Annotated in this window: 17 protein-coding genes; 4 read left to right on the top strand and 13 right to left on the bottom strand. The window is 69.6% G+C overall.

What is annotated here, in order from left to right:
• Positions 1–104: 104 nt before the first annotated feature.
• Genes IWH25_RS17905 through IWH25_RS17895 form a run of 3 tightly spaced genes read right to left on the bottom strand, consistent with a single transcriptional unit; the run spans position 105 to position 2,527 of the window.
• On the bottom strand, positions 105–1,799 hold the full coding sequence (locus IWH25_RS17905; protein ID WP_203387114.1) for a cbb3-type cytochrome c oxidase subunit I: 1,695 nt from the start codon (positions 1,797–1,799) through the stop codon (positions 105–107).
• Between the two features lie 13 nt (positions 1,800–1,812).
• Positions 1,813–2,352 (bottom strand): cupredoxin domain-containing protein, encoded by a 540-nt coding sequence (locus IWH25_RS17900; protein WP_203387113.1) that lies wholly within the window; start codon positions 2,350–2,352, stop codon positions 1,813–1,815.
• A 25-nt stretch (positions 2,353–2,377) separates the two neighbouring features.
• A complete protein-coding gene (locus tag IWH25_RS17895) occupies positions 2,378–2,527 on the bottom strand; it encodes a hypothetical protein (protein ID WP_203387112.1) in 150 nt (49 codons plus the stop codon).
• Positions 2,528–2,760: 233 nt separating this feature from the next.
• Here IWH25_RS17895 and IWH25_RS17890 point away from each other — a divergent pair, with 233 nt between their 5' ends.
• Together IWH25_RS17890 and IWH25_RS17885 are read left to right on the top strand one after the other, a co-directional pair.
• Positions 2,761–3,813 (top strand): COX15/CtaA family protein, encoded by a 1,053-nt coding sequence (locus tag IWH25_RS17890; RefSeq protein ID WP_203387111.1) that lies wholly within the window; start codon positions 2,761–2,763, stop codon positions 3,811–3,813.
• Positions 3,810–4,727, top strand: coding sequence for a COX15/CtaA family protein (locus tag IWH25_RS17885; RefSeq protein ID WP_203387110.1), 918 nt, complete (start codon positions 3,810–3,812; stop codon positions 4,725–4,727). The genes IWH25_RS17890 and IWH25_RS17885 overlap by 4 nt, the downstream gene beginning before the upstream one ends.
• Before the next feature lie 51 nt (positions 4,728–4,778).
• Here IWH25_RS17885 and IWH25_RS17880 read toward each other — a convergent pair whose 3' ends face one another.
• The 6 genes from IWH25_RS17880 to IWH25_RS17855 form a co-directional block, all read right to left on the bottom strand.
• On the bottom strand, positions 4,779–5,261 hold the full coding sequence (locus IWH25_RS17880) for a copper chaperone PCu(A)C (protein ID WP_471219614.1): 483 nt from the start codon (positions 5,259–5,261) through the stop codon (positions 4,779–4,781).
• Positions 5,262–5,379: 118 nt separating this feature from the next.
• Positions 5,380–5,826 (bottom strand): DUF1318 domain-containing protein, encoded by a 447-nt coding sequence (locus IWH25_RS17875; protein ID WP_203387109.1) that lies wholly within the window; start codon positions 5,824–5,826, stop codon positions 5,380–5,382.
• Between the two features lie 19 nt (positions 5,827–5,845).
• Positions 5,846–6,430 (bottom strand): SCO family protein, encoded by a 585-nt coding sequence (locus IWH25_RS17870; protein WP_203387108.1) that lies wholly within the window; start codon positions 6,428–6,430, stop codon positions 5,846–5,848.
• 134 nt (positions 6,431–6,564) lie between these two features.
• Positions 6,565–8,016: an efflux transporter outer membrane subunit gene (locus IWH25_RS17865; protein WP_203387107.1), complete on the bottom strand. Its 1,452-nt coding sequence runs from the start codon at positions 8,014–8,016 to the stop codon at positions 6,565–6,567.
• Positions 8,009–11,209, bottom strand: coding sequence for an efflux RND transporter permease subunit (locus tag IWH25_RS17860; RefSeq protein ID WP_203387106.1), 3,201 nt, complete (start codon positions 11,207–11,209; stop codon positions 8,009–8,011). The genes IWH25_RS17865 and IWH25_RS17860 overlap by 8 nt, the downstream gene beginning before the upstream one ends.
• 3 nt (positions 11,210–11,212) lie before the next feature.
• Positions 11,213–12,460, bottom strand: coding sequence for an efflux RND transporter periplasmic adaptor subunit (locus IWH25_RS17855; protein ID WP_203387105.1), 1,248 nt, complete (start codon positions 12,458–12,460; stop codon positions 11,213–11,215).
• A gap of 204 nt (positions 12,461–12,664) precedes the next feature.
• Here IWH25_RS17855 and IWH25_RS17850 point away from each other — a divergent pair, with 204 nt between their 5' ends.
• The gene (locus IWH25_RS17850; RefSeq protein WP_203387104.1) at positions 12,665–13,282 is read left to right on the top strand and encodes a TetR family transcriptional regulator; all 618 of its coding nucleotides are present in this window, start codon (positions 12,665–12,667) and stop codon (positions 13,280–13,282) included.
• Here IWH25_RS17850 and cueR read toward each other — a convergent pair.
• Together cueR and IWH25_RS17840 are read right to left on the bottom strand one after the other, a co-directional pair.
• A complete protein-coding gene (cueR, locus tag IWH25_RS17845; protein ID WP_203387103.1) occupies positions 13,255–13,728 on the bottom strand; it encodes a Cu(I)-responsive transcriptional regulator in 474 nt (157 codons plus the stop codon). The two genes, IWH25_RS17850 and cueR, sit on opposite strands and share 28 nt — an antisense overlap.
• Positions 13,729–13,779: 51 nt before the next feature.
• The gene (locus IWH25_RS17840) at positions 13,780–15,966 is read right to left on the bottom strand and encodes a heavy metal translocating P-type ATPase (RefSeq protein ID WP_203387102.1); all 2,187 of its coding nucleotides are present in this window, start codon (positions 15,964–15,966) and stop codon (positions 13,780–13,782) included.
• A gap of 171 nt (positions 15,967–16,137) precedes the next feature.
• Here IWH25_RS17840 and IWH25_RS17835 point away from each other — a divergent pair, with 171 nt between their 5' ends.
• Positions 16,138–17,424: an NYN domain-containing protein gene (locus IWH25_RS17835; protein WP_203387101.1), complete on the top strand. Its 1,287-nt coding sequence runs from the start codon at positions 16,138–16,140 to the stop codon at positions 17,422–17,424.
• 85 nt (positions 17,425–17,509) lie between these two features.
• Here IWH25_RS17835 and panD read toward each other — a convergent pair whose 3' ends face one another.
• On the bottom strand, positions 17,510–17,881 hold the full coding sequence (panD, locus tag IWH25_RS17830) for an aspartate 1-decarboxylase (RefSeq protein ID WP_275403827.1): 372 nt from the start codon (positions 17,879–17,881) through the stop codon (positions 17,510–17,512).
• A 95-nt stretch (positions 17,882–17,976) separates the two neighbouring features.
• Complete coding sequence (panC, locus tag IWH25_RS17825) at positions 17,977–18,813, bottom strand: pantoate--beta-alanine ligase (RefSeq protein WP_203387099.1); 837 nt, start codon at positions 18,811–18,813, stop codon at positions 17,977–17,979.
• Positions 18,814–18,833 lie beyond the last annotated feature (20 nt).

Raw genomic sequence — 18,833 nt, 5'->3', positions numbered from 1 at the left:
GGCGCTCGATGGAGTGGTTCGTGATCGGGAACCTGCTTGAATCGCCCCTGCGGACAAGGGCGATTGAGGCAGGCCCCGCGCCCGGAGGCGCGGGGAAGCTGCGCTTAGCTCAGCAGCCAGACTTCGGACAGGTACTTCCAGTTCACGAAGTAGTACAGCACGAAGGAGACCAGCAGGGCCATCACCAGGACGACGGTGCCGGGGACGCCGACGTGGTCGCTGCCATGATGCGAGGCCGAAGCGGCCGGCGTCGCGGCCGGGATCGGGGTCGGCTTGTCGGAGACGGCGCCGCCTTCGAGCTTCTTGCCCCACAGCAGCGAGCCGACGACCAGGTAGATCCACAGCGCGCCGCCGATGATGGTGATCACGCCGAAGAAGCCGGTCATGCCCATCATCAGGTAGGCGGCACCCGGCCACTCATACTGGAACGGCGCGCCCGAGAAGGCCATGTCCCAGTGACGGCGGGAAACGCCCAGCGTGCCGGCGCCCATCATGACGAGGCCGGTGATCGACATCGCGATGCCGAACAGGTACGGCTGGATCTGGCACAGCTTCGGGTGGATCATTTCGCGCTTGAACAGCGTCGGCACCAGCAGGTAGGTCACCGCCATGAAGGCCAGCGTCGTACCCGTGACGACCGTGGTGTGGAAGTGGCCCGGCACGTAGAAGGTGTTGTGCATCAGCATGTTGATCTGCTCGGTACCGAGCACGACGCCGGAGATGCCGCCGAGGAAGCCGAACGACACCAGCGAGATGAACATGCCCGAGAAGGCCGGGTTGCCCCACGGCGCCTTGCGCAGCCACTCGAACAGACCGTTGGTGAAGCCCTTGCGACGTTGGGCCGCTTCGATCGCGCCCGGCACGGTGAAGCCGTGGATCATCGAGGCCATCACCGCGAAGTACATGAAGTACGACGTGTTCAGCACCTTCCACTCGGCGCTCATGCCCGGGTCGGACAGCAGGTGGTGGGCCGAGGCGAGCTGCAGGAACAGGATGTACATCAGGAACGCGCCGCGCGACACCTTTTCCGACAGCGGCTTGGCGCCGATGACGATGGCCGGGATCAGGTACCAGATGGCGACGTGGGCCGAGACGTTGATCTGCTGCGACGAGTGGCCCAGACCCCACCAGACCATGCGGTACAGCTGGGCGTCGATTTCCTTGATCAGGCCGACGGACCACAGGAAGGTCGGCAGCAGGATGCCGGCGCCGGTGAGGATGGTGAACACGGCGATGATCGCGGCGGTCAGCGCGCCGAAGGTGACCATCGGGATCGAGCCGGTGTAGGTCTTGTCCTTCTTGGCGACGACCAGCGTGCCGAAGAACACGCCGCAGCCGATCAGCGCGCCGACGGCGAACAGGATCAGGCCGAGGTAGAAGTGCGGCGCGGCCTGCATCGGCACGTACGACGTGAACATCACGCTCGACTCGCCCTGGAAGATGGCGACGTTGGTCATGACGCTACCGACGACCATCAGCCAGAACTGCACCCAGCCCCATTTCGGCGCGGCCAGGCGGCAGCGCAGCAGGACCGAGGAGGCGAAGTAGAGCACCGCCATCTCGAAGAAGATGATCCAGCACAGCAGCATGTCGATGCCGTGCGCGGTGAGGATCGTGTAGAACTGGTCCGGCGGCAGCAGCTTGAACGCCGGCCAGCGGGTCATGATGACGCCGATCGCGGTGATGCCGCCGACGAGCAGCCAGAGCACGGCGACGACGGCATTCCATTTCATCAGTTTCTCGGCGTGCGCCTCGAACTGAAGCCCGGATGCCGGGCAGGTGCGGTAAGTGGTTGCCACTATTTATTCCCCCTTATTTCACGTAGATCCGGCCGAGCATCGAGTGGTGACCGATGCCGCAGAACTCGTTGCAGACGATGGCGAAGGTGCCGGTCGAGGTCGGGGTCATCTTGACCACGTGCTCGTAGCCCGGGACCACCTGGATGTTGATGTTCACCGGCTGCAGCGAGAAGCCGTGGTTGTAGTCCATCGACGACAGGTGGATCTTGTATTCCTTGCCCTTCTCGAGTTCGAGGATCGGGTACCAGTTCCACAGGCGGGCGATCAGGTAGCCGTCACCGCCGGCCGGAACCTTGACCACCGGGATTTCCTGGTCGGTTTCCTTGCGGATGGTATTTTCGGCGATGAACTTCTCGGCCTTGGCGGCGAACGCCTCGGGGGTGGTCTTGTAGGCCTCGTTGGAAAGGTTTTGCTTTCCGTAGATGTGCCAGTAGATCATCATGACGAACATGATCATGCCCCAGACGAAGGCGATCGCGATCCACAACCACTCGGTCTTGGCGATCGGTTCCTTCCACCAGAGCCGTTCCGACGGCGGCAGAATTGCACTCATTGAGTTCTCCCTCTATTGGTTGAAATTACTTGGCAAGCGGAGTGTTCATGATGTCGACGATGCCCCACAGCGTGTAGAGGATCGTCGGCGAGGCGACACCCAGGAACAGCAAAAGGAAGTGGTTGTCGAGCAGCTTCTGCATGAACGGAACGTCGTCGTCGTTGTTGTCGGCCATCTTGTTACCCTCCATCGTTATTGGCGCTTGCGGCGCACGGTAAATCGCAAAAAAGACAAACTTTTACGGTACTTCGGCACAGTGCGCGAAGCATACCCGCAGTGGGCTTTACGGTGAATTGACGCACATCAAAAAGATGCGGCGGATTGTCGCAGGGGGCGCGGATTGTCGCATGGAATGGCGGGCGGGAAAGCGCCTATAATCCTTTCCTTTTTCAGCTCCCGGATTCGCGCATGGACCGCTCCGCCCGCCGCCAGCTCGCCACCTGGCTGTTCATCTGCAGTGCAATGGTTTTCTCGATTCTCGTCGTCGGCGGCATTACCCGCCTGACCCATTCCGGCTTGTCGATCGTCGAGTGGCAGCCGATCGTCGGTATCGTTCCACCGCTGAATGCGCAGGAATGGGACGAAACCTTCGAAAAGTACAAGAAAACCCCCGAATACCAGAAGGTCAATCACCAGATGTCGGTCGACGAATTCAAGGGGATCTTCTTCTGGGAATACCTGCACCGCGTCCTCGGGCGACTGATCGGCGTCGTCTTCTTCGTGCCTTTCGCCTATTTCTGGCTGCGCCGGAAGATTTCCCCGCAGCTGGTGCCCAAGCTGCTCGGCATCTTCGCGCTCGGCGGGTTGCAGGGGGCGATGGGCTGGTACATGGTCAAGAGCGGACTGGTCGACGATCCGCGCGTCAGCCAGTACCGCCTGACCGCGCACCTGTCGATCGCCTTCCTGATCTTCATCTCGATGTTCTGGGTGGCGCTCGACCTCGTCGCCGAGCGCGCGCGGGCGACCGCCGACGCCGCGCTGCGCCGGTTGCAGCGGATCGGCTTCTGGCTGGCGATCCTCGTCTTCTACATGGTGATCACCGGCGGCTTCGTCGCCGGCATCCGCGCCGGCAAGGCCTACAACACCTTCCCGCTGATGAACGGGCACGTCATTCCGCCCGAGATTTTCATGATCGAGCCGTGGTACCTGAACTTCTTCAACAACATGGCCACCGTCCAGTTCGACCACCGGCTCGGTGCCTGGCTGCTCGCCTTCCTGGTGCCGTGGTTCTGGTTCCAGCTGCGCCGGGGCCCGGTGTCGGCGCGCGCGCGGCTGGCGGCGACGGCGCTGCTGGTGGTGCTGGCGGCCCAGATCGGGCTCGGCATCGCGACGCTGCTGCTGGCGGTGCCGGTCGCACTCGGCGCCGCCCACCAGGGCGGGGCGATGGTCGTCTTCGGCGTGCTGCTGTGGCTCAACCACGAGCTGCGGGTGGCGCCTGCCGCCGCCGGTGGCCGCCGGTGAGCGCTGACGACCGCCGCCGCGCCGTCGTGCGCGGGTTGGCGCTGGCGATTGCCGCGCTTTCGCTGCTGGTGGTCGCGGTCAGTGCCTACCTGCGCCTCGACGCGGCCGGCGTCGGCTGTGCCGACTGGCCGGCCTGCTACGCGCAGATCCTCTCCGGCGAGCCGGCGCCGCTGCACTACGGCGCCGCCCGCCTGCTGCACCGCATTGCCGCGACGGCGGCGCTGCTGCTCGCCATCGTCCTCGTCTGGCGCTGCCTGCGCCCGTCGCCGCTGCCGGCGGCACGCTACGCGGTGCTGCTGTTGCTGCTGATGCTGGCACTGTCGGGCCTCGGCTTCCTCAGTGCCGATCCGCGCCGGGCGCTGGTCGGCTTCCTCAACATCGTCGGCGGCCTTGGCCTGGTCAGCTTCGCCTGGCGCACGGCGCTGGCGGCGCAGCAGGAGGCCGCGCCGGCCTCCGCGCCCGGCTGCCGGCTGCTGACGCTGGGCGGCGGCGCACTGACGGCGGCGGTCCTGCTCGGTGCCTGGATCGGCGCCACCTATTCGGCGGCCGCCTGCCCGTCGCTGCCCGGCTGCGACGGCGGATCGCTGGCCGCCGGCTGGCAGGCACTGAACCCGCTGCTGCAGCCGGCCGCACCGGCGCTGCCGGGCGATGCCGGCGCTGCCGCGCTGCACCTGCTGCACCGTGCCTTCGCGCTGCTTGCACTGCTGCTGCTCGGCGCAGCCGCGTGGCGGGCGCTGCGCCGGCCGGAACGGCGGCCGGCGGCGCTGGCGCTGGCAGCGTTGCTCGTGCTGGTCTTCGTGATGGGATTGGCCGCGGTCGCCAGCGGCCTCGGCCTGTGGCTGATCGTCGGCCACGGCGTCGCGGCGGCGGCGTTGCTGGCGGCGCTGGCGACGCTGCAGCGCCGCATGGCGTAGCGGCGTCCGCAGGCAAGAGGCGGCGCACCGGGCGGTGCGCCGCGGGGCGGGTCAGTGACCCTGGTGGCCGTGCTTGTGGTCGCTGGCGGCGGTGCTGGCGGTCAGTTCGCGCACTTCGGCCTTCACTTCGACCGACTGGATCTTCTTGTCCTTCGTTTCGACCTGCAGCGTCAGCGGCACGGTGTCGCCCTTCTTCAGCTGCTGCCTGAGGTCCATCAGCATCACGTGATAGCCGCCGGGTGCGAGGCTGACCGTCTTGCCGGCGGGCACCTCGAGGCGCGGCGTCGGGCGCATCTTCATGACGCCGCCGTCCATCTTCATCTCGTGGATCTCGGTGACGCCGGCGACCGGGCTGGCGACGCCGACGACGACGGCACCGGCCGGCGCGCTCAGCTCCATGAAGGCGCCGGTGGCCTTCTGCCCGGCGACGGTGCCGCGGACCCACGGCGTCTTCACGTCGAGGTCGGCGGCAAACGCGCCGGTCGAGAAGAGGGCGAGCAGCGCGGCGGCGGCTTGGCTACGGATCGGTTTCAAGCGGGGCTCCTTCGCAATTCCAGTGAGAGGCGCCGGCGACGGGGCCGGCCGCGCGATTATAGACGGCGGGACGGGGGCCGCCGCCTGCGGCAAATCGCCGCAGGCGCGGCGGTGCCGCTCAGGGTTTCCTGATCCAGTTGCCGTGCTCGTCCTCCATCCACCAGCCGGATTTGAACTGCTCGCGCCAGCGCTTGGCCATCATTTCCTTGACCACGGGAATCGCTTCCTTGCCGCCATGCGCCTCGGCGATCGCGTAGATCAGCGACATGCGGTCCGGATTTTCCTGGTCGATCGTCTTGCCGGCCGCCTGTTGTACGGAGAGGTGTTGCCGACTGAGCCTTTCCTGGTCGCGAACCTTGACCATGCCGTTGATGTCGAGACCCATGATGCCGGCGTCGAAGAAACGGATCAGGCGCGATTGGCGCTGCGCCAACGAGTGCCGCACCGCGATCACCGGCGGCGTGCCGATGTCGAGGTTGATCTGGCTCGGGGTCGGCGGCGCGGCGAGCGCCGGCTGCGAAGTCAATGAGATGGCAGCGGCGAGGGCGAGAAGCAGGCGTTTCATGGGGACGGACTCCGGTAGGTCATTTGCCGGCGAGCAGCAGTTTCAGGTCGGCGGCGATGTTGGCGGGATCTTCGCCGTGGCGTAGCAGCAGGCGCAGGCGACCCTGCGGGTCGAAGGCGTAGCTGCCGGTCGAGTGGTCGATGCTGTAGGTGTCCGCGGTCTTGCCCGGCTGCTTCGCGTAGAACACCTTGAATTCCTTCGCCAGCGCGGCGATTGTCGCGTCGTCGCCACGCAGGCCGACGAAGCCCGGGTCGAACTGCGGCACGTACTGCGCGAGCAGCGCCTGCGTATCGCGCGCCGGGTCGAGCGTGACGAAGACGACCTGCACGCGCTTGCCGTCGTCGCCGAGCAGCTTCACCGCCTCGCGCATCGCGGAGAGCGTCGTCGGGCAGACGTCGGGGCACTGCGTGAAGCCGAAGAAGAGGACCACCGCCTTGCCCTTGAAGTCGGCGAGCCGGCGCGGCTGGCCGGTGTGGTCGGTGAGCGCGAAGTCCTTGCCCCAGTCGACGCCGGAGATGTCGGTGGACTTGAAGGCCGGCGGCGGTTCGCTGCAGCCGGCGAGCAGCACGGCGAGGCCGAGGAGGAGGGCGAGCAGTATTTTCATCGCTGGCGGTGCGGTCGGGCGTGAGGTTGCGGAGGCCGGGGACGGCGAGGCGTCCCCGGCGCGAGGCCCGCATTATACCCGGCCGCCGGCGCCGCCCGCCGCGGCATGATGCCGCAGCCGGCGCCGGCTGCGGCTCAGCCCTGCGCCGCCGCCGGCCAGCCGCCGCCGAGCGCCTTGAACAGGTCGGCGAGCGCGGCGCGGGCGGCGCGTTCGCTGTCGATGCGCGCGAGTTCGACGGCGAGCAGGTTGCGCTCGACGTCGAGCACCTCGAGCCGGCTGGCGATGCCCGCGTCGTGGCGCAGGCGGGCCTGCTGCAGCGCCTTTTCCAGCGCCGCCGCCCGGGTCGTCTCCGCCTCCAGCTTGTCGCGCGCGGCGCGCTGCGCGGCGAGCGCGTCGCGCACGTCCTTGAACGCCGCCGCCACCGCCTGCCGGTACTGGGCCAGCGCCTGCTCGCGGCGGGCTTCCGCGGCGGCGACGTTGAAGCCGATGCGGCCGGCGTTCCAGATCGGCTGCGTGATCGCCGCGGCGAACTGGAAGATGCCGGCCGGGCCGGAGAACAGGTCGGAGAAGGCGGTGCTCTCGCTGCCGAGGTAGGCGGTCAGGCCGACGCTCGGGAAGTACTGCGCGCGGGCGGCGCCGATGCGGGCGTTGGCGGCGACCAGCCGCTGCTCCGCTTCCTGCAGGTCCGGGCGGCGCAGCAGCAGGTCGGAGGGCAGCCCGGCCGGCACCTGCAGCGCCGGCAACGCGCCCGGTGCGCCGCGCTCCGGCGTGTCCTCGAGCACGGCCCGCGGCGAGCGGCCGAGCAGCAGCGCCAGCGCGCTCTCGGCGCGGTCGCGTGCCTGCGTCAGCTCGGCCAGCCGGGCGCGCGCATCGGCGGCGTCGGCCTCGATCTGGCGCAGGTCGTACTCGGAGCCGAGGCCGGCCTCGGCGCGCAGCCGGTAGAGCGCGAGGTTCTCGTCGCGGCCGGCCGCCGTGCGCTTGGCCGTGGCTTCCTGCGCGTCGGCGGCGAGCAGCGCGAAATACTGCTGTGCGACCTGCGCGGTCAGCGCCAGACGCACCGCGTCGCGCGCCGACTCGGCGGCGAGCAGGTCGGCGCGGGCAGCCTCGTCGGCGCGCCGGTACTTGCCCCAGAGGTCGACTTCCCAGGCCACGTCGACGGTCGCCCGGTAGCTGTTCTGGATGCGCGGGATGTTCGCCGGCAGCGGCATCGCGCCCTTCAGCGAGCTCTGCGTGCGGTTCCCGGAGAGGCCGGCGGTCACCGTTGGGTAGCGGTCGGATTCGGCGATGCCGGCGAGCGCCTGCGCTTCGAGCACGCGCGCCGCGGCGACGCGGGCGTCGGCGTTGTGCGCCAGCGCCTCGTCGACCAGGCGGTCGAGCAGCGGGTCGGCGTACAGCGTCCACCAGCGTTCGCCGGCGCGGTCGGCGACCTGCGCGGCGGCGGCGTTGCCGGCCGCGGTGCGCTGCGCCCAGGCCTGCGGCAGCTCCAGTTCCGGCCGCGCGTAGTCGGGGCCGACGGCGCAGCCGGCGAGCAGCGCGGCGGCGGCGAGCGGGGCGAGTTTGAAATATGGTTGCTTCAACTTACTCATCGTTGTCTCCTGCGGCTTCTTCCTTCTGCACGCGCCGCATCAGTTTCTCGTGCGCCTTGGCGTGCGTCGCGTGCACTTCGGTGAACAGTTCGTCGGTGCTGCGCGCCTCGCGCAGCTGGCGGTCGGCGATCAGCCGGTAGAACAGCGGTACGAAGAAGATGGCGAGGAAGGTCGCCGCCAGCATGCCGCCCATGACCCCGGTGCCGACCGCCTGCCGCGCGCCGGCGCCGGCGCCGTGCGAGATGGCGAGCGGCAGCACGCCGAGGATGAAGGCCAGCGAGGTCATCAGGATCGGGCGGAAGCGCAGCCGCGCCGCCTCGATCGCCGCCGCCGCCGCGCTCATCCCTTCCTGGTGCTTGTAGATCGCGAACTCGACGATCAGGATCGCGTTCTTCGCGGCCAGCCCGAGCAGCGTGACCAGGCCGATCTGGAAATAGACGTCGTTCGACATGCCGCGCAGCCAGACCGCGGCGAGCGCGCCGAAGGTGCCGAAGGGCAGCGCCAGCAGCACGGCGAGCGGCAGCGACCAGCGCTCGTATTGCGCGGCGAGGATCAGGAAGACCATCAGCGCGCCCAAGCCGAGCGCGAAGCCCGAATCGCCGCTCGACTTCTTCTCCTGGAACGAGGCGCCGCCCCAGTCGAAGCCGAAGTCCGCCGGCAGCGTCTCCTTGGCGATCTGCTCGACGCGTTCGATGACCTGGCCGGACGAGATGCCGGGCACGCCGGAGCCGATGATCTTCACCGACGGCAGGTTGTTGAAGCGCTCCAGCGTCTCCGGGCCGGTCGTCTGCCGCACCTGCGCCAGCGCGCCGAGCGGCACCATCTCGCCGCGCTCGGAGCGCACGTAGATGCCGTTGACGTCGGTCGGTCGCGCGCGGAAGCCGGGCTCGGCGGAGAGCAGCACCTGCCAGGCGCGGCCGAACTTGTTGAAGTCGTTCACGTAGTAGGTGCCGAGCGTCGCCGACAGCGTGTCGAACAGCCCGTCGAGCGGCACGCCGAGCGCCTTCGCCTTCTCGCGGTCGACGGCGACGTCGAGCTGCGGCACGTTCGAACGCCACATCGACGACACCATGGCGAAGGTCGGATCCTGGCGCAGCTTGCCGATGAAGGCTTCGCTGACCTCGGCCAGGCGCTTGGCGTCGCCCTCGCCGCGGTTCTGCAGGTAGAACTCGAAGCCGCCGGAGTTGCCAAGGCCGAAGATCGCCGGCGGGCCGAAGGCCAGCACCAGCGCCTCCTTGATGTGCGCGGTCTTCATGAACAGCTCGCCGACCAGCGCGTTCGCCGGCACCTGCCGTTCGTCCCAGTGCTTGAGGACGACGAAGAAGGTCGCGGCGTTGTTCTTGAAGCTGCCGCCGATGAAGTCGAGTCCGGTGAAGGCCACTGTCTTGGCGACGTTCGGGTTCTCGCGGATGATCGCGTCGACCTGGCTGACGATGCGGTCGGTACGCTCGAGCGAGGCACCGTCCGGCAGGTACACGGCGGTGATGTAGTAGCCCTGGTCCTCGTCCGGCACCAGGCTGCCCGGCGTCATCTTCCAGAAGCCGGCGGCGAGCGCGACCATGCCGGCGAACAGCACGAGGCCGAGCGCGCCGCGGCGGATCAGCCAGGCGACGCCGGCGGTGTAGCGGCCGGTGACGCGCGCGAACCAGGCGTTGAAGGCGGCGAAGAAGCGGTTCTCGGCCTTGTGCTCGTGCTTCAGGATCAGCACGCACAGCGAAGGCGTCAGCGTCAGCGCGACGACGCCGGAGATGACGACGGCGATGGCGATGGTCACCGCGAACTGGCGGTAGAGCTCGCCGGTCAGCCCGCCGAGGAAGGCGATCGGCACGAACACCGCGCACAGCACCAGCACGATCGCGATCACCGGTCCGGTCACCTCGCGCATCGCCTGGATCGCCGCCGCCTTCGCCGCGATCTTCTCCTCGTGCATGATGCGCTCGACGTTCTCGAGCACGACGATGGCGTCGTCGACGACGATGCCGATCGACAGCACCATGCCGAACAGCGTCAGCGTGTTGATCGAGTAGCCGAGCAGGTGCAGGCCGGCGAAGGTGCCGATCAGCGACACCGGCACCGCCAGCGTCGGGATCAGCGTCGCGCGCCAGTTCTGCAGGAACAGGTAGACGACGAGGAAGACCAGCAGCATCGCCTCGGCCAGCGTCTTCAGCACCTCGCGGATCGAGACCTGGACGAAGTCGGTGGTGTCGTACGGGATGTCGACGGTGAGCCCGTCGGGGAAGCGCGTCGACAGCTCGCCGATCGTCTTCTTCACCTCCTGCGCGACGTCGAGCGCGTTGGCGCCGGGCTTCAGGAAGATGCCGACCAGCGTCGCCGGCTTGCCGGAGAGGCGGCCGATGAAGTCGTAGTCGCGCGAGCCGAGCTCGATGCGGGCGACGTCCTTCAGCTTCAGCAGCGAGCCGTCGCCGTTGGCGCGCACGACGATGTTCTCGAACTCGGCGACCGTCGCCAGCCGACCCTTGGTGTTCACGGTCAGCGCCAGCTCCTGGCCGCCGGCCGTCGGCGGCTGGCCGATGCGGCCGACCGCGTACTGCGCGTTCTGCTCGTTGATCGCGCGCACGATGTCGCCGCTCGCCAGCTTCAGCTGGGCGAGGCGGTCCGGCTTCAGCCAGACGCGCATCGCGTAGTCCTTGGCGCCGAAGATCTGCACGTTGGTCGTGCCCGGGATGCGCTTGATCACGTCGAGCACGTTCAGGGTCACGTAGTTGCTGGTGTACAGGTCGTCGTAGCGGCCGTCGGGCGAGGTGAAGGCGAGCACCTGCAGGAACGAGGACGAGGACTTGTCGACCTGGATGCCCTGCCGGCGCACCTCCAGCGGCAGCCGTGCCTCGGCCTGCTTGACGCGGTTGTTGACGTTGATCACCGCCTGGTCGATGTCGGTGCCGATCTCGAAGGTGACGTAGAGCTCGACGCGGCCGTTCGAGGCCGAGGTCGAGTTCATGTAGAGCATGCCCTCGACGCCGTTGATCTGCGTCTCCAGCGGCGCGGCGACGGTCTTTTCCAGCACCTCGGCCGAGGCGCCGGGGTAGGTGGCGGCGACGATCACCTGCGGCGGCGCGATCTCGGGATACTGCGCGATCGGCAGCCCGCGCATCGCGGCGAGGCCGGCGATCATGATGAAGATCGAGATCACCATCGCGAAGATGGGCCGATCGATGAAGAAGCGCGAGAACATGGCTCAGCTCCCCGCCTTGGCGTCGCCCGCCTTGGGCGCCGCGGCCGGCGTTGCAGCCGGCGCTGTCGCCGGCGTTGCCACCTGCACCGGCGCGCCGGGGCCGAGCTTCAGGACGCCGTCGACGATCACCTGCTCGCCGGCCGTCAGACCCGAGGTGACGACGACGTCGCCGCCCCGCCATTCGTCGGTGCTCACCGGCCGGATCTCGGCCTTGTTCTCCTTGCCGACGACGAATACGAACTTGCCCTTCGGCCCTTCCAGCACCGCGCGCTGCGGCACGCGGAAGACGTTGCTGCGCACCGCTCCGGAGAGCTGGACGCGGACGAACTGGCCGGGCTGCAGCAGGCCGGCGGGGTTCGGCACCTCGGCGCGGCCCTCGCTGGTGCCGGTCTCGCGCGAGACGCGTACGTCGGCGAAATCGGTGTGGCCGGTCTGCGCGTAGGAGCTGCCGTCGGCCAGCTTCAGGCTGACCTGGAAGCGGCCGTCGGCGGGCAGTTGCAGGCGCCTGGCATCGACCTCCTGGCGCAGCTTCAGGCGCTCGTTGTCGGGGATGCCGAAGATCACCTGCATCGGGTCGGTCTGCGTCACCGTCGTCAGCAGCACGTCCGGGCCGGAGACGAGCGAACCTTCGGACTTCAGCGCGCGGCTGGCGACGCCGGCGATCGGCGACTCGACGCGCGTCCACTCCAGGTTCAGCTTCGCCTCGCGCAGCCGGGCGCGCGCGGCGAGCAGGTCGGCCTGGCCGATCGCCTCGGCCGACACCGCGTCGTCGAATTCCTTCTGGCTGACCGCCTTCGCCGCGATCAGCGGCTGCAGCCGCGCCGCGTCGCGCTGCGCCTGCGCGTGGCGCGCCTCGGCGGCGGCGACATCGGCCTCGGCGCGCGCCAGCGCGGCCGCGAACGGCGCCGGGTCGATCGTGAACAGCGACTGGCCGGCCTTGACCCGGCTGCCCTCGACGTAGTTGCGCTTCTCCAGGATGCCGGTGACGCGGGCGCGCACCTCGACTTCGCGCGCGCCGAGGGTCTGCGCCGTGTACTCGAAGCTGACCGGCAGGTTCTCCGGCTGCACCGCAACCGCCGCCACCGGTACCGGGCCGTGCGGCATGCCGCCGTTCGGGGCGCCCTGGCCGCAGGCGGCCAGCGCCGCGGCGGCGAGCAGTGCCGCGAGCGCGCCGCGGCGGGACAGCGGGAAGTGCGAGCGAGCGCTCGCTGCCGGTTTGTCAGTGGAGAAACATACGTCGGGGTGTGCCATGGCGACCTCGTGTTTGTCGTCGCCGGCAACGGGATCGCCGCTGCCGGTCAGGGTTGGGGTTGTTTTTCCGGGGTAGGAAAGCGGATAATACATACATGCGTGTATGTATGTAAATAGCCCGTCACCGCCGGCGGCACCGGCGCGGTTTCCGTGCACATGGAGTCGCCGGCGGGGCTGTGGTTCAATCGCGACGGGAGGAAAAAGATGGTTCGCAAAACCAAGGAAGAGGCGCTGGAAACGCGCCACCGCATTCTCGATGCGGCGGAGCGGGTGTTCCACGCGCAGGGCGTCGCGCGCACCTCGCTGGCGCAGATCGCCGAGGCCGCCGGCGTCACCCGCGGCGCGATCTACTGGCATTTCGCCAACAAGGCCGACCTGTTCGACGCGATGATGCAGCGCGTGATCGCACCGACCGAGGCCGGCTGTCTCGACCCGGCGCTGCTCGAGGCCGACGACCCGCTGGCGGCGATGCGCGAGCTGGCGCTCGACTTCCTGATGCAGGTCGCGCGCGATCCGCAGCACCAGCGCGTGTTCGAGATCGCCATCCACAAGAGCGAGTACGTTGGCGAGATGGCCGACGCGCGCGACCGGCACCTCGACTGCGCGCGCCGCCACCGCGTGCTGCTCGAGGCGGCGATGCGGAAGGCGCAGGACAAGGGGCTGGTCGCCCGCCGTCATCACCCGCAGGCGGCGGTGGAGGGGCTGATCGCGCTGATCGACGGCCTGCTGCTGAACTGGACGCTGGACAACGCCCTCTTCCCGCTCGCCGACTACGCCGCGCCGATCATCGACACCTATCTCGCCGGCCTGCGCGCTGCCTGAGCGATGGGCTCGACGCGTCGCGACGACGTGCCCTTGGGCTGCGGCTGAAGGGGCGCTGCCGCCTGCTCTAGCCCCTCGAGGATCGGGCAGTCCGGCCGGTGGTCGCCGTGGCAGTGCGCCGCGAGCTCCCTCAGCGCGCCGATCATCCCGTTCAGCTCGGCGACCTTCGCTTCCAGCGTCGCGATGTGCGCCTGCGCCAGCCGCTTGACCTCGCGGCTCGCGCGCTGGCGGTTGCGCCACAGCGACAGCAGCTCGCCGATCGCCTCCAGCCCGAAGCCCAGGTCGCGTGCCGTGCGGATGAAGCGCAGCGTGCTCACGTCCTTCTCGCTGTAGCGCCGATAGCCGGCGTCCGAACGCGCTGCCGCCGGCAGCAGGCCGATCGTCTCGTAGTGGCGGATCATCTTGGCGCTGACGCCGCTCTGTTGTGCTGCCTGGCCGATGTTCATCGCTGCGCTCCGCAAAACCGGAAGAAGTAGGGGAAGGATAACCGCTGCGCATCATCGCCGCGCTCCGCCGATGGCGGCCGGCGACCAGCGTGCCAGCAGCAGCGCGTTGCCGAGCACGGCGACGCTGGAGAAGGCCATCGCCGCGCCGGCGAAGGCCGGGCTGAGCAGGCCGAAGGCGGCGAGCGGAATGCCGACGACGTTGAAGGCAAAGGCCCAGAACAGGTTCTGCCGGATCTTGCCGAGCGTCCGTCGCGACAGGTCGATCGCCGCCGCCACCAGGCGCGGGTCGCCGCGCATCAGCGTGACGCCGGCGGCGTGCATCGCCACGTCGGTGCCATTGCCCATGGCGATGCCGACGTCGGCGGCGGCCAGCGCCGGTGCATCGTTGATGCCGTCGCCGACCATCGCCACCACCTCGCCGGCCGCCTGCAGGCGCGCCACCGTCGCCGCCTTGTCGGCCGGCAGCACCTCCGCGCGCACGTCGTCGATGTCGAGCTGCAGCGCGACTGCCCGCGCGGCGCCGCGATGGTCGCCGGAAACCAGCACGGTGTCGACGCCGAGGGCGCGCAGCGCGGCCATCGCCGCCGGCGCTTCATCCTTCAGCGGGTCGCCGTAGGCGAGCAGGCCGAGCAAGGTCGCGCCGCCGCCGGCATCGCGCGCCGCCAGCCAGGCCAGGCTGCGCCCGGCGTCGGCTTGCGCCGTGCCGGCCGCGGCGAGCGGGCCGAGGTCGACGCCGAGCTCGGCCATGTAGCGCGTGCTGCCGAGGTGCAGTTCCAGTTCGTCGACGCGGCCGGCGATGCCGCGGCCGGGCAAGGCCCGCAGCTCGGCTGCCGGCGCCGGCGCCAGCCCTTCGCCGGCGGCCGCCGCCAGCGTCGCCTTCGCCAGCGGGTGCTCGCTGCCCTGCTGCAGCGCGGCGGCGAGTGCCAGCAGCGGCACGCCGGGCGCCACCGCCTGGCGATGGACGAGCGCCGGGCGGCCCTGCGTCAGCGTGCCGGTCTTGTCGACGGCGACCGTGCTGACCGCGCCGGCGCGCTCGAGCGCCTCCGCGTCCTTGATCAGGATGCCGTGGCGGGCGCCGGCGCCGGTGCCGGCCATCACCGCCGCCGGCGTGGCCAGCCCGAGCGCGCACGGGCAGGCGATCACCAGCACCGCGACGGCGTTGAGCAGGGCCTGGCTCCAGTCGCCGCCGATGAGGCCGCCGAGGACCAGCGTCGCCGCGGCGACCGCCAGCACCGCCGGCACGAAGGCAGCGGCGACGCGGTCGACCAGCCTCTGGATCGGCGCCTTGGCGCCCTGCGCCGCCTCGACCAGGCGGATGATGCGGGCGAGCGCGGTTTCCGCGCCGGTGGCGGTGACGGTCAGCTGCAGGCGGCCGTCGCCGTTGATCGCGCCGCCGGTGACGGCGTCGCCTTCGCCCTTGGCGACCGCCAGGCTCTCGCCGGTGATCATCGACTCGTCGACCTCCGAGCGGCCGGCGGCGACGACGCCGTCGACCGGGATGCGGGCGCCGGGCAGCACGACCACGGTCTCGCCGCGCCGCACCTCGGCGACCGGCACCTCGGCCTCGCCGTCGGCGCGGACGACGCGCGCCGTCTCCGGGCGCAGCGCCTGCAGCGCGCGGATCGCCGCCGTCGTCTGCCGCTTGGCGCGCGCCTCCAGCCACTTGCCGAGGCGGACGAAGACGATCACCGGCGCCGCCGCCTCGAAGTACAGATGCTGTTCGCCGAGCGCCAGCCAGAAGTACAGCGACAGGCCGTAGGCGGCGCTGGTGCCGATCGCGACGAGCAGGTCCATGTTGCCGGCGCGCGCCCGCAGCGCGTGCCAGGCGCCGCGGTAGAAGCGCGCGCCGAGCCAGAACTGGACCGGCGTCGCCAGCGCGAACTGCCACGCGGCCGGCAGCATCCAGTGGCTGCCCAGCCAGTCGGCGAGCATCGGCAGCATCAGCGGCAGCGCCAGCAGCGCGCCGACGGCGAGCAGCGCGCCTTCGCCGCGGCGCGACGGCGGCGCCGCCGGCGCGGGAGCGGCCTCCGGCAGCCGTGCCGCATAGCCGACGGCCGCGACGGCGGCGATCAGCGCCTCGGCGGCGAGCGGCCGGTGCATGCGCACTTGGGCACGCTCGCTGGCCAGATTGACGTCGGCGCCGACGACGCCGGGAATGGCGCGCAAGGCCTTCTCGACGCGGCCGGCGCAGGACATGCAGCTCATGCCGCCGATCGTGAGCGTCAGTTCTGCGTTCATTGCGGACTCCTCGAAAGATGCAATGCGCGCAGCTTCGACCTTGCCATCGTGGGAAGGTCAACCTCTTCTCCGAAAATTCGCCGCGATCGGCGCAAACCCGCGGAAAACGGGCGGTCCGGCTGGGCTGGCGGTATACTGAACGCTTCCTTCACGCCGATTCCGGAGAGATTCATGGCTGCTTCCGACACCACCAGCATGGCGCTGTTCTGCGACTTCGAGAACGTCGCGCTGGGCGTGCGCGACGCCAAGTACGAGAAGTTCGACATCAAGCCGGTGCTCGAACGCCTGCTGGCCAAGGGCAGCATCGTCGTCAAGAAGGCCTACTGCGACTGGGAGCGCTACAAGGCGTTCAAGGCCACGATGCACGAGGCCAACTTCGAGTTGATCGAGATCCCGCACGTGCGCCAGTCCGGCAAGAACTCGGCCGACATCCGCATGGTCGTCGACGCGCTCGACCTCTGCTACACCAAGTCGCACGTCGATACCTTCGTCATCATCTCCGGCGATTCCGACTTCTCGCCGCTGGTGTCCAAGCTGCGCGAGAACGCCAAGCAGGTGATCGGCGTCGGCGTCAAGCAGTCGACCTCCGACCTGCTGATCGCCAACTGCGACGAATTCATCTTCTACGACGACCTGGTACGCGAACGCGAGGCCAAGCGCGCCGCCAGCAATCGCCGCGACAGCAAGGACGCCCCGCCGCGCCGCTCGCCGGAAGAGGAGAAGGCGCGTCGCGAGGAGACCGAAGCGAAGAAGGCGAAGGCGATCGAACTCGCCGCGGCGACCTTCGACGACCTGATCGCCGTGCGCGGCGACGTCGAGCGCATCTGGGCCTCGGTGCTGAAGGAGGCGATCAAGCGCCGCAACCCCGGCTTCAACGAGTCCTACTACGGCTACAAGGCCTTCGGCACGCTGCTCGAGGACGCCGCCGCGCGCGGCCTGATCGGCGTCGGCCGCGACGAGAAGTCCGGCACCTACGTGACGCGTGCCGCGGCGCGGGTGACGCCGGCCGAGCCGGTCGCCGCGGCGACTGCCCCGGCGGAGGCGCCGGCCGCCGAGGAAACGCCGGCCGCGGTCGAGGCCGCGCCGGCGGCGCGCGGTCGCGGCCGCGGCCGCGGGCGCAAGGCGGCCGAGCCGGCGGTGGGCGGCGAAGCGGCGGCCGCGGAAGCGGTTGCGGCGCCCGCCCCGGCGGCGGACAGCGTGGCCGCACCCGAAGCGCTGGCCGCCAAGGCAGGCGGCAAGGCGAGCGGCAAGGCCGGCGGCAAGGGTTCGCGTCGCGGCAAGTCGTCGGCGACGCCGGCAGTGGATGAGGCAGCGAGCGTCGCTGCCGTCGCCGCGCCGGTCGAAGCGGCAGTGCCGACGCTTGCCGACGAAGCCGGCAAAGCCGCCGGGGCGAAGAAGGCGCCGGCGCGCGGCGGCCGCCGTCCGCGTAAGGCCAAGGAGGGGGGCGAGAGCGCCTGAGCAGCGCCAGTCCTGGCGGCCGGGAGTCGCGTAAACGCAAAAAAGCCGCGAACAATCGCGGCTTTTTCATGGACCGGAAGGGCGGTCAGGCAGCGGCCTGCACCGGGATCTTGTGGCCCTTGCGGACGATGCGGTTCTGCGAATCGACGTAGATCAGCGCCGGCTCGTACTTGGTCAGCTCCGCCTCGGTGTAGCTGGCGAAGGTGGCGATGATCAGGATGTCGCCCGGCGCGGCGCGGCGGGCGGCCGAGCCGTTCACCGAGATGACGCCGCTGCCGCGCTCGGCGCGGATGGCGTAGGTGGTGAAGCGCTCGCCGTTGTTCACGTTCCAGATGTCGATCTGCTCGTACTCGCGGATATTGGCGGCTTCCAGCAGATCCTCGTCGATGGCGCAGGAGCCCTCGTAGTGAAGATCGGCGTGCGTCGTCGTCACGCGGTGCAGCTTGGATTTGAGCATCGTTCTTTGCATGGCGGCTTCACCCGTGCAAGATGAGTTGGGGGAACGGCATTGTAACGACAAAAGCGCGCCTGTCAACGGCCATGCTGCACTGCTCAAACTTCAATGTTATCAATGAGTCGCGTGGTGCCCAGGCGGCTGGCGGCAAGCACCACCAGCGCTTGCCCGGGGGCGGTTGGCGGCAGCAGGTTGGCCTGTTGTCGCACTGCAACATAGTCGGTCTTCCAGCCGGCCCCGTCCAGCGCGGCGACGGCGGCGCGCTCGAGGCCGGCGTAGTCGGTGCTGCCGGCGCGGATCGCGTCGCGGATCTTGCGCAGTTCGGCGCTGAGGCGCACCGCCTCGCGGCGCTCGTCGGCCGACAGGTAGCCGTTGCGCGAGGATAGCGCCAGCCCGTCGTCGGCGCGCACCGTCTCGCCGCCGACGATGTCGACCGGCAGCGCCAGCTGGCGGACCATGTTGCGGATGACCATCAGCTGCTGGTAGTCCTTCTTGCCGAACAGCGCGACCTGCGGCTGGACGATGTTGAGCAGCTTCAGCACGACCGTGGCGACGCCGCGGAAATGGCCGGGGCGGAATTCGCCGTCGAGCAGGTGCTGGATCGCCGGCGGCTCGACCAGGTATTCCTGCGGTTCGGGGTAGAGGTCGGCCTCGGTCGGCGCGAACAGCATGTCGACGCCGGCGGCGGCGAGCTTCTCGCAGTCGGCCGCGAAGGTGCGCGGGTATTTGTCGAAATCCTCGTTCGGGCCGAACTGCAGGCGGTTCACGAAGATGCTGGCGACCACCGTGTCGCCGTGGGCGCGCGCCTCTCGCATCAGGCTGATGTGGCCCTCGTGCAGGTTGCCCATGGTCGGGACGAAGGCGATTTTGCCTGCACTCTGGCCGCGGCCCTGCAGCGCGGCGCGCAGGTCGGCGATGCGGGAATGGATCTGCATGTGCTGTTTCTCCTGGAGCG

Source organism: Azospira restricta, assembly GCF_016858125.1.
Taxonomy (GTDB): Bacteria; Pseudomonadota; Gammaproteobacteria; order Burkholderiales; family Rhodocyclaceae; genus Proximibacter; species Proximibacter restrictus.
The sequence above is the reverse complement of the archived record's forward strand: the minus strand, read 5'-3'. Positions and strand labels throughout refer to the sequence as shown.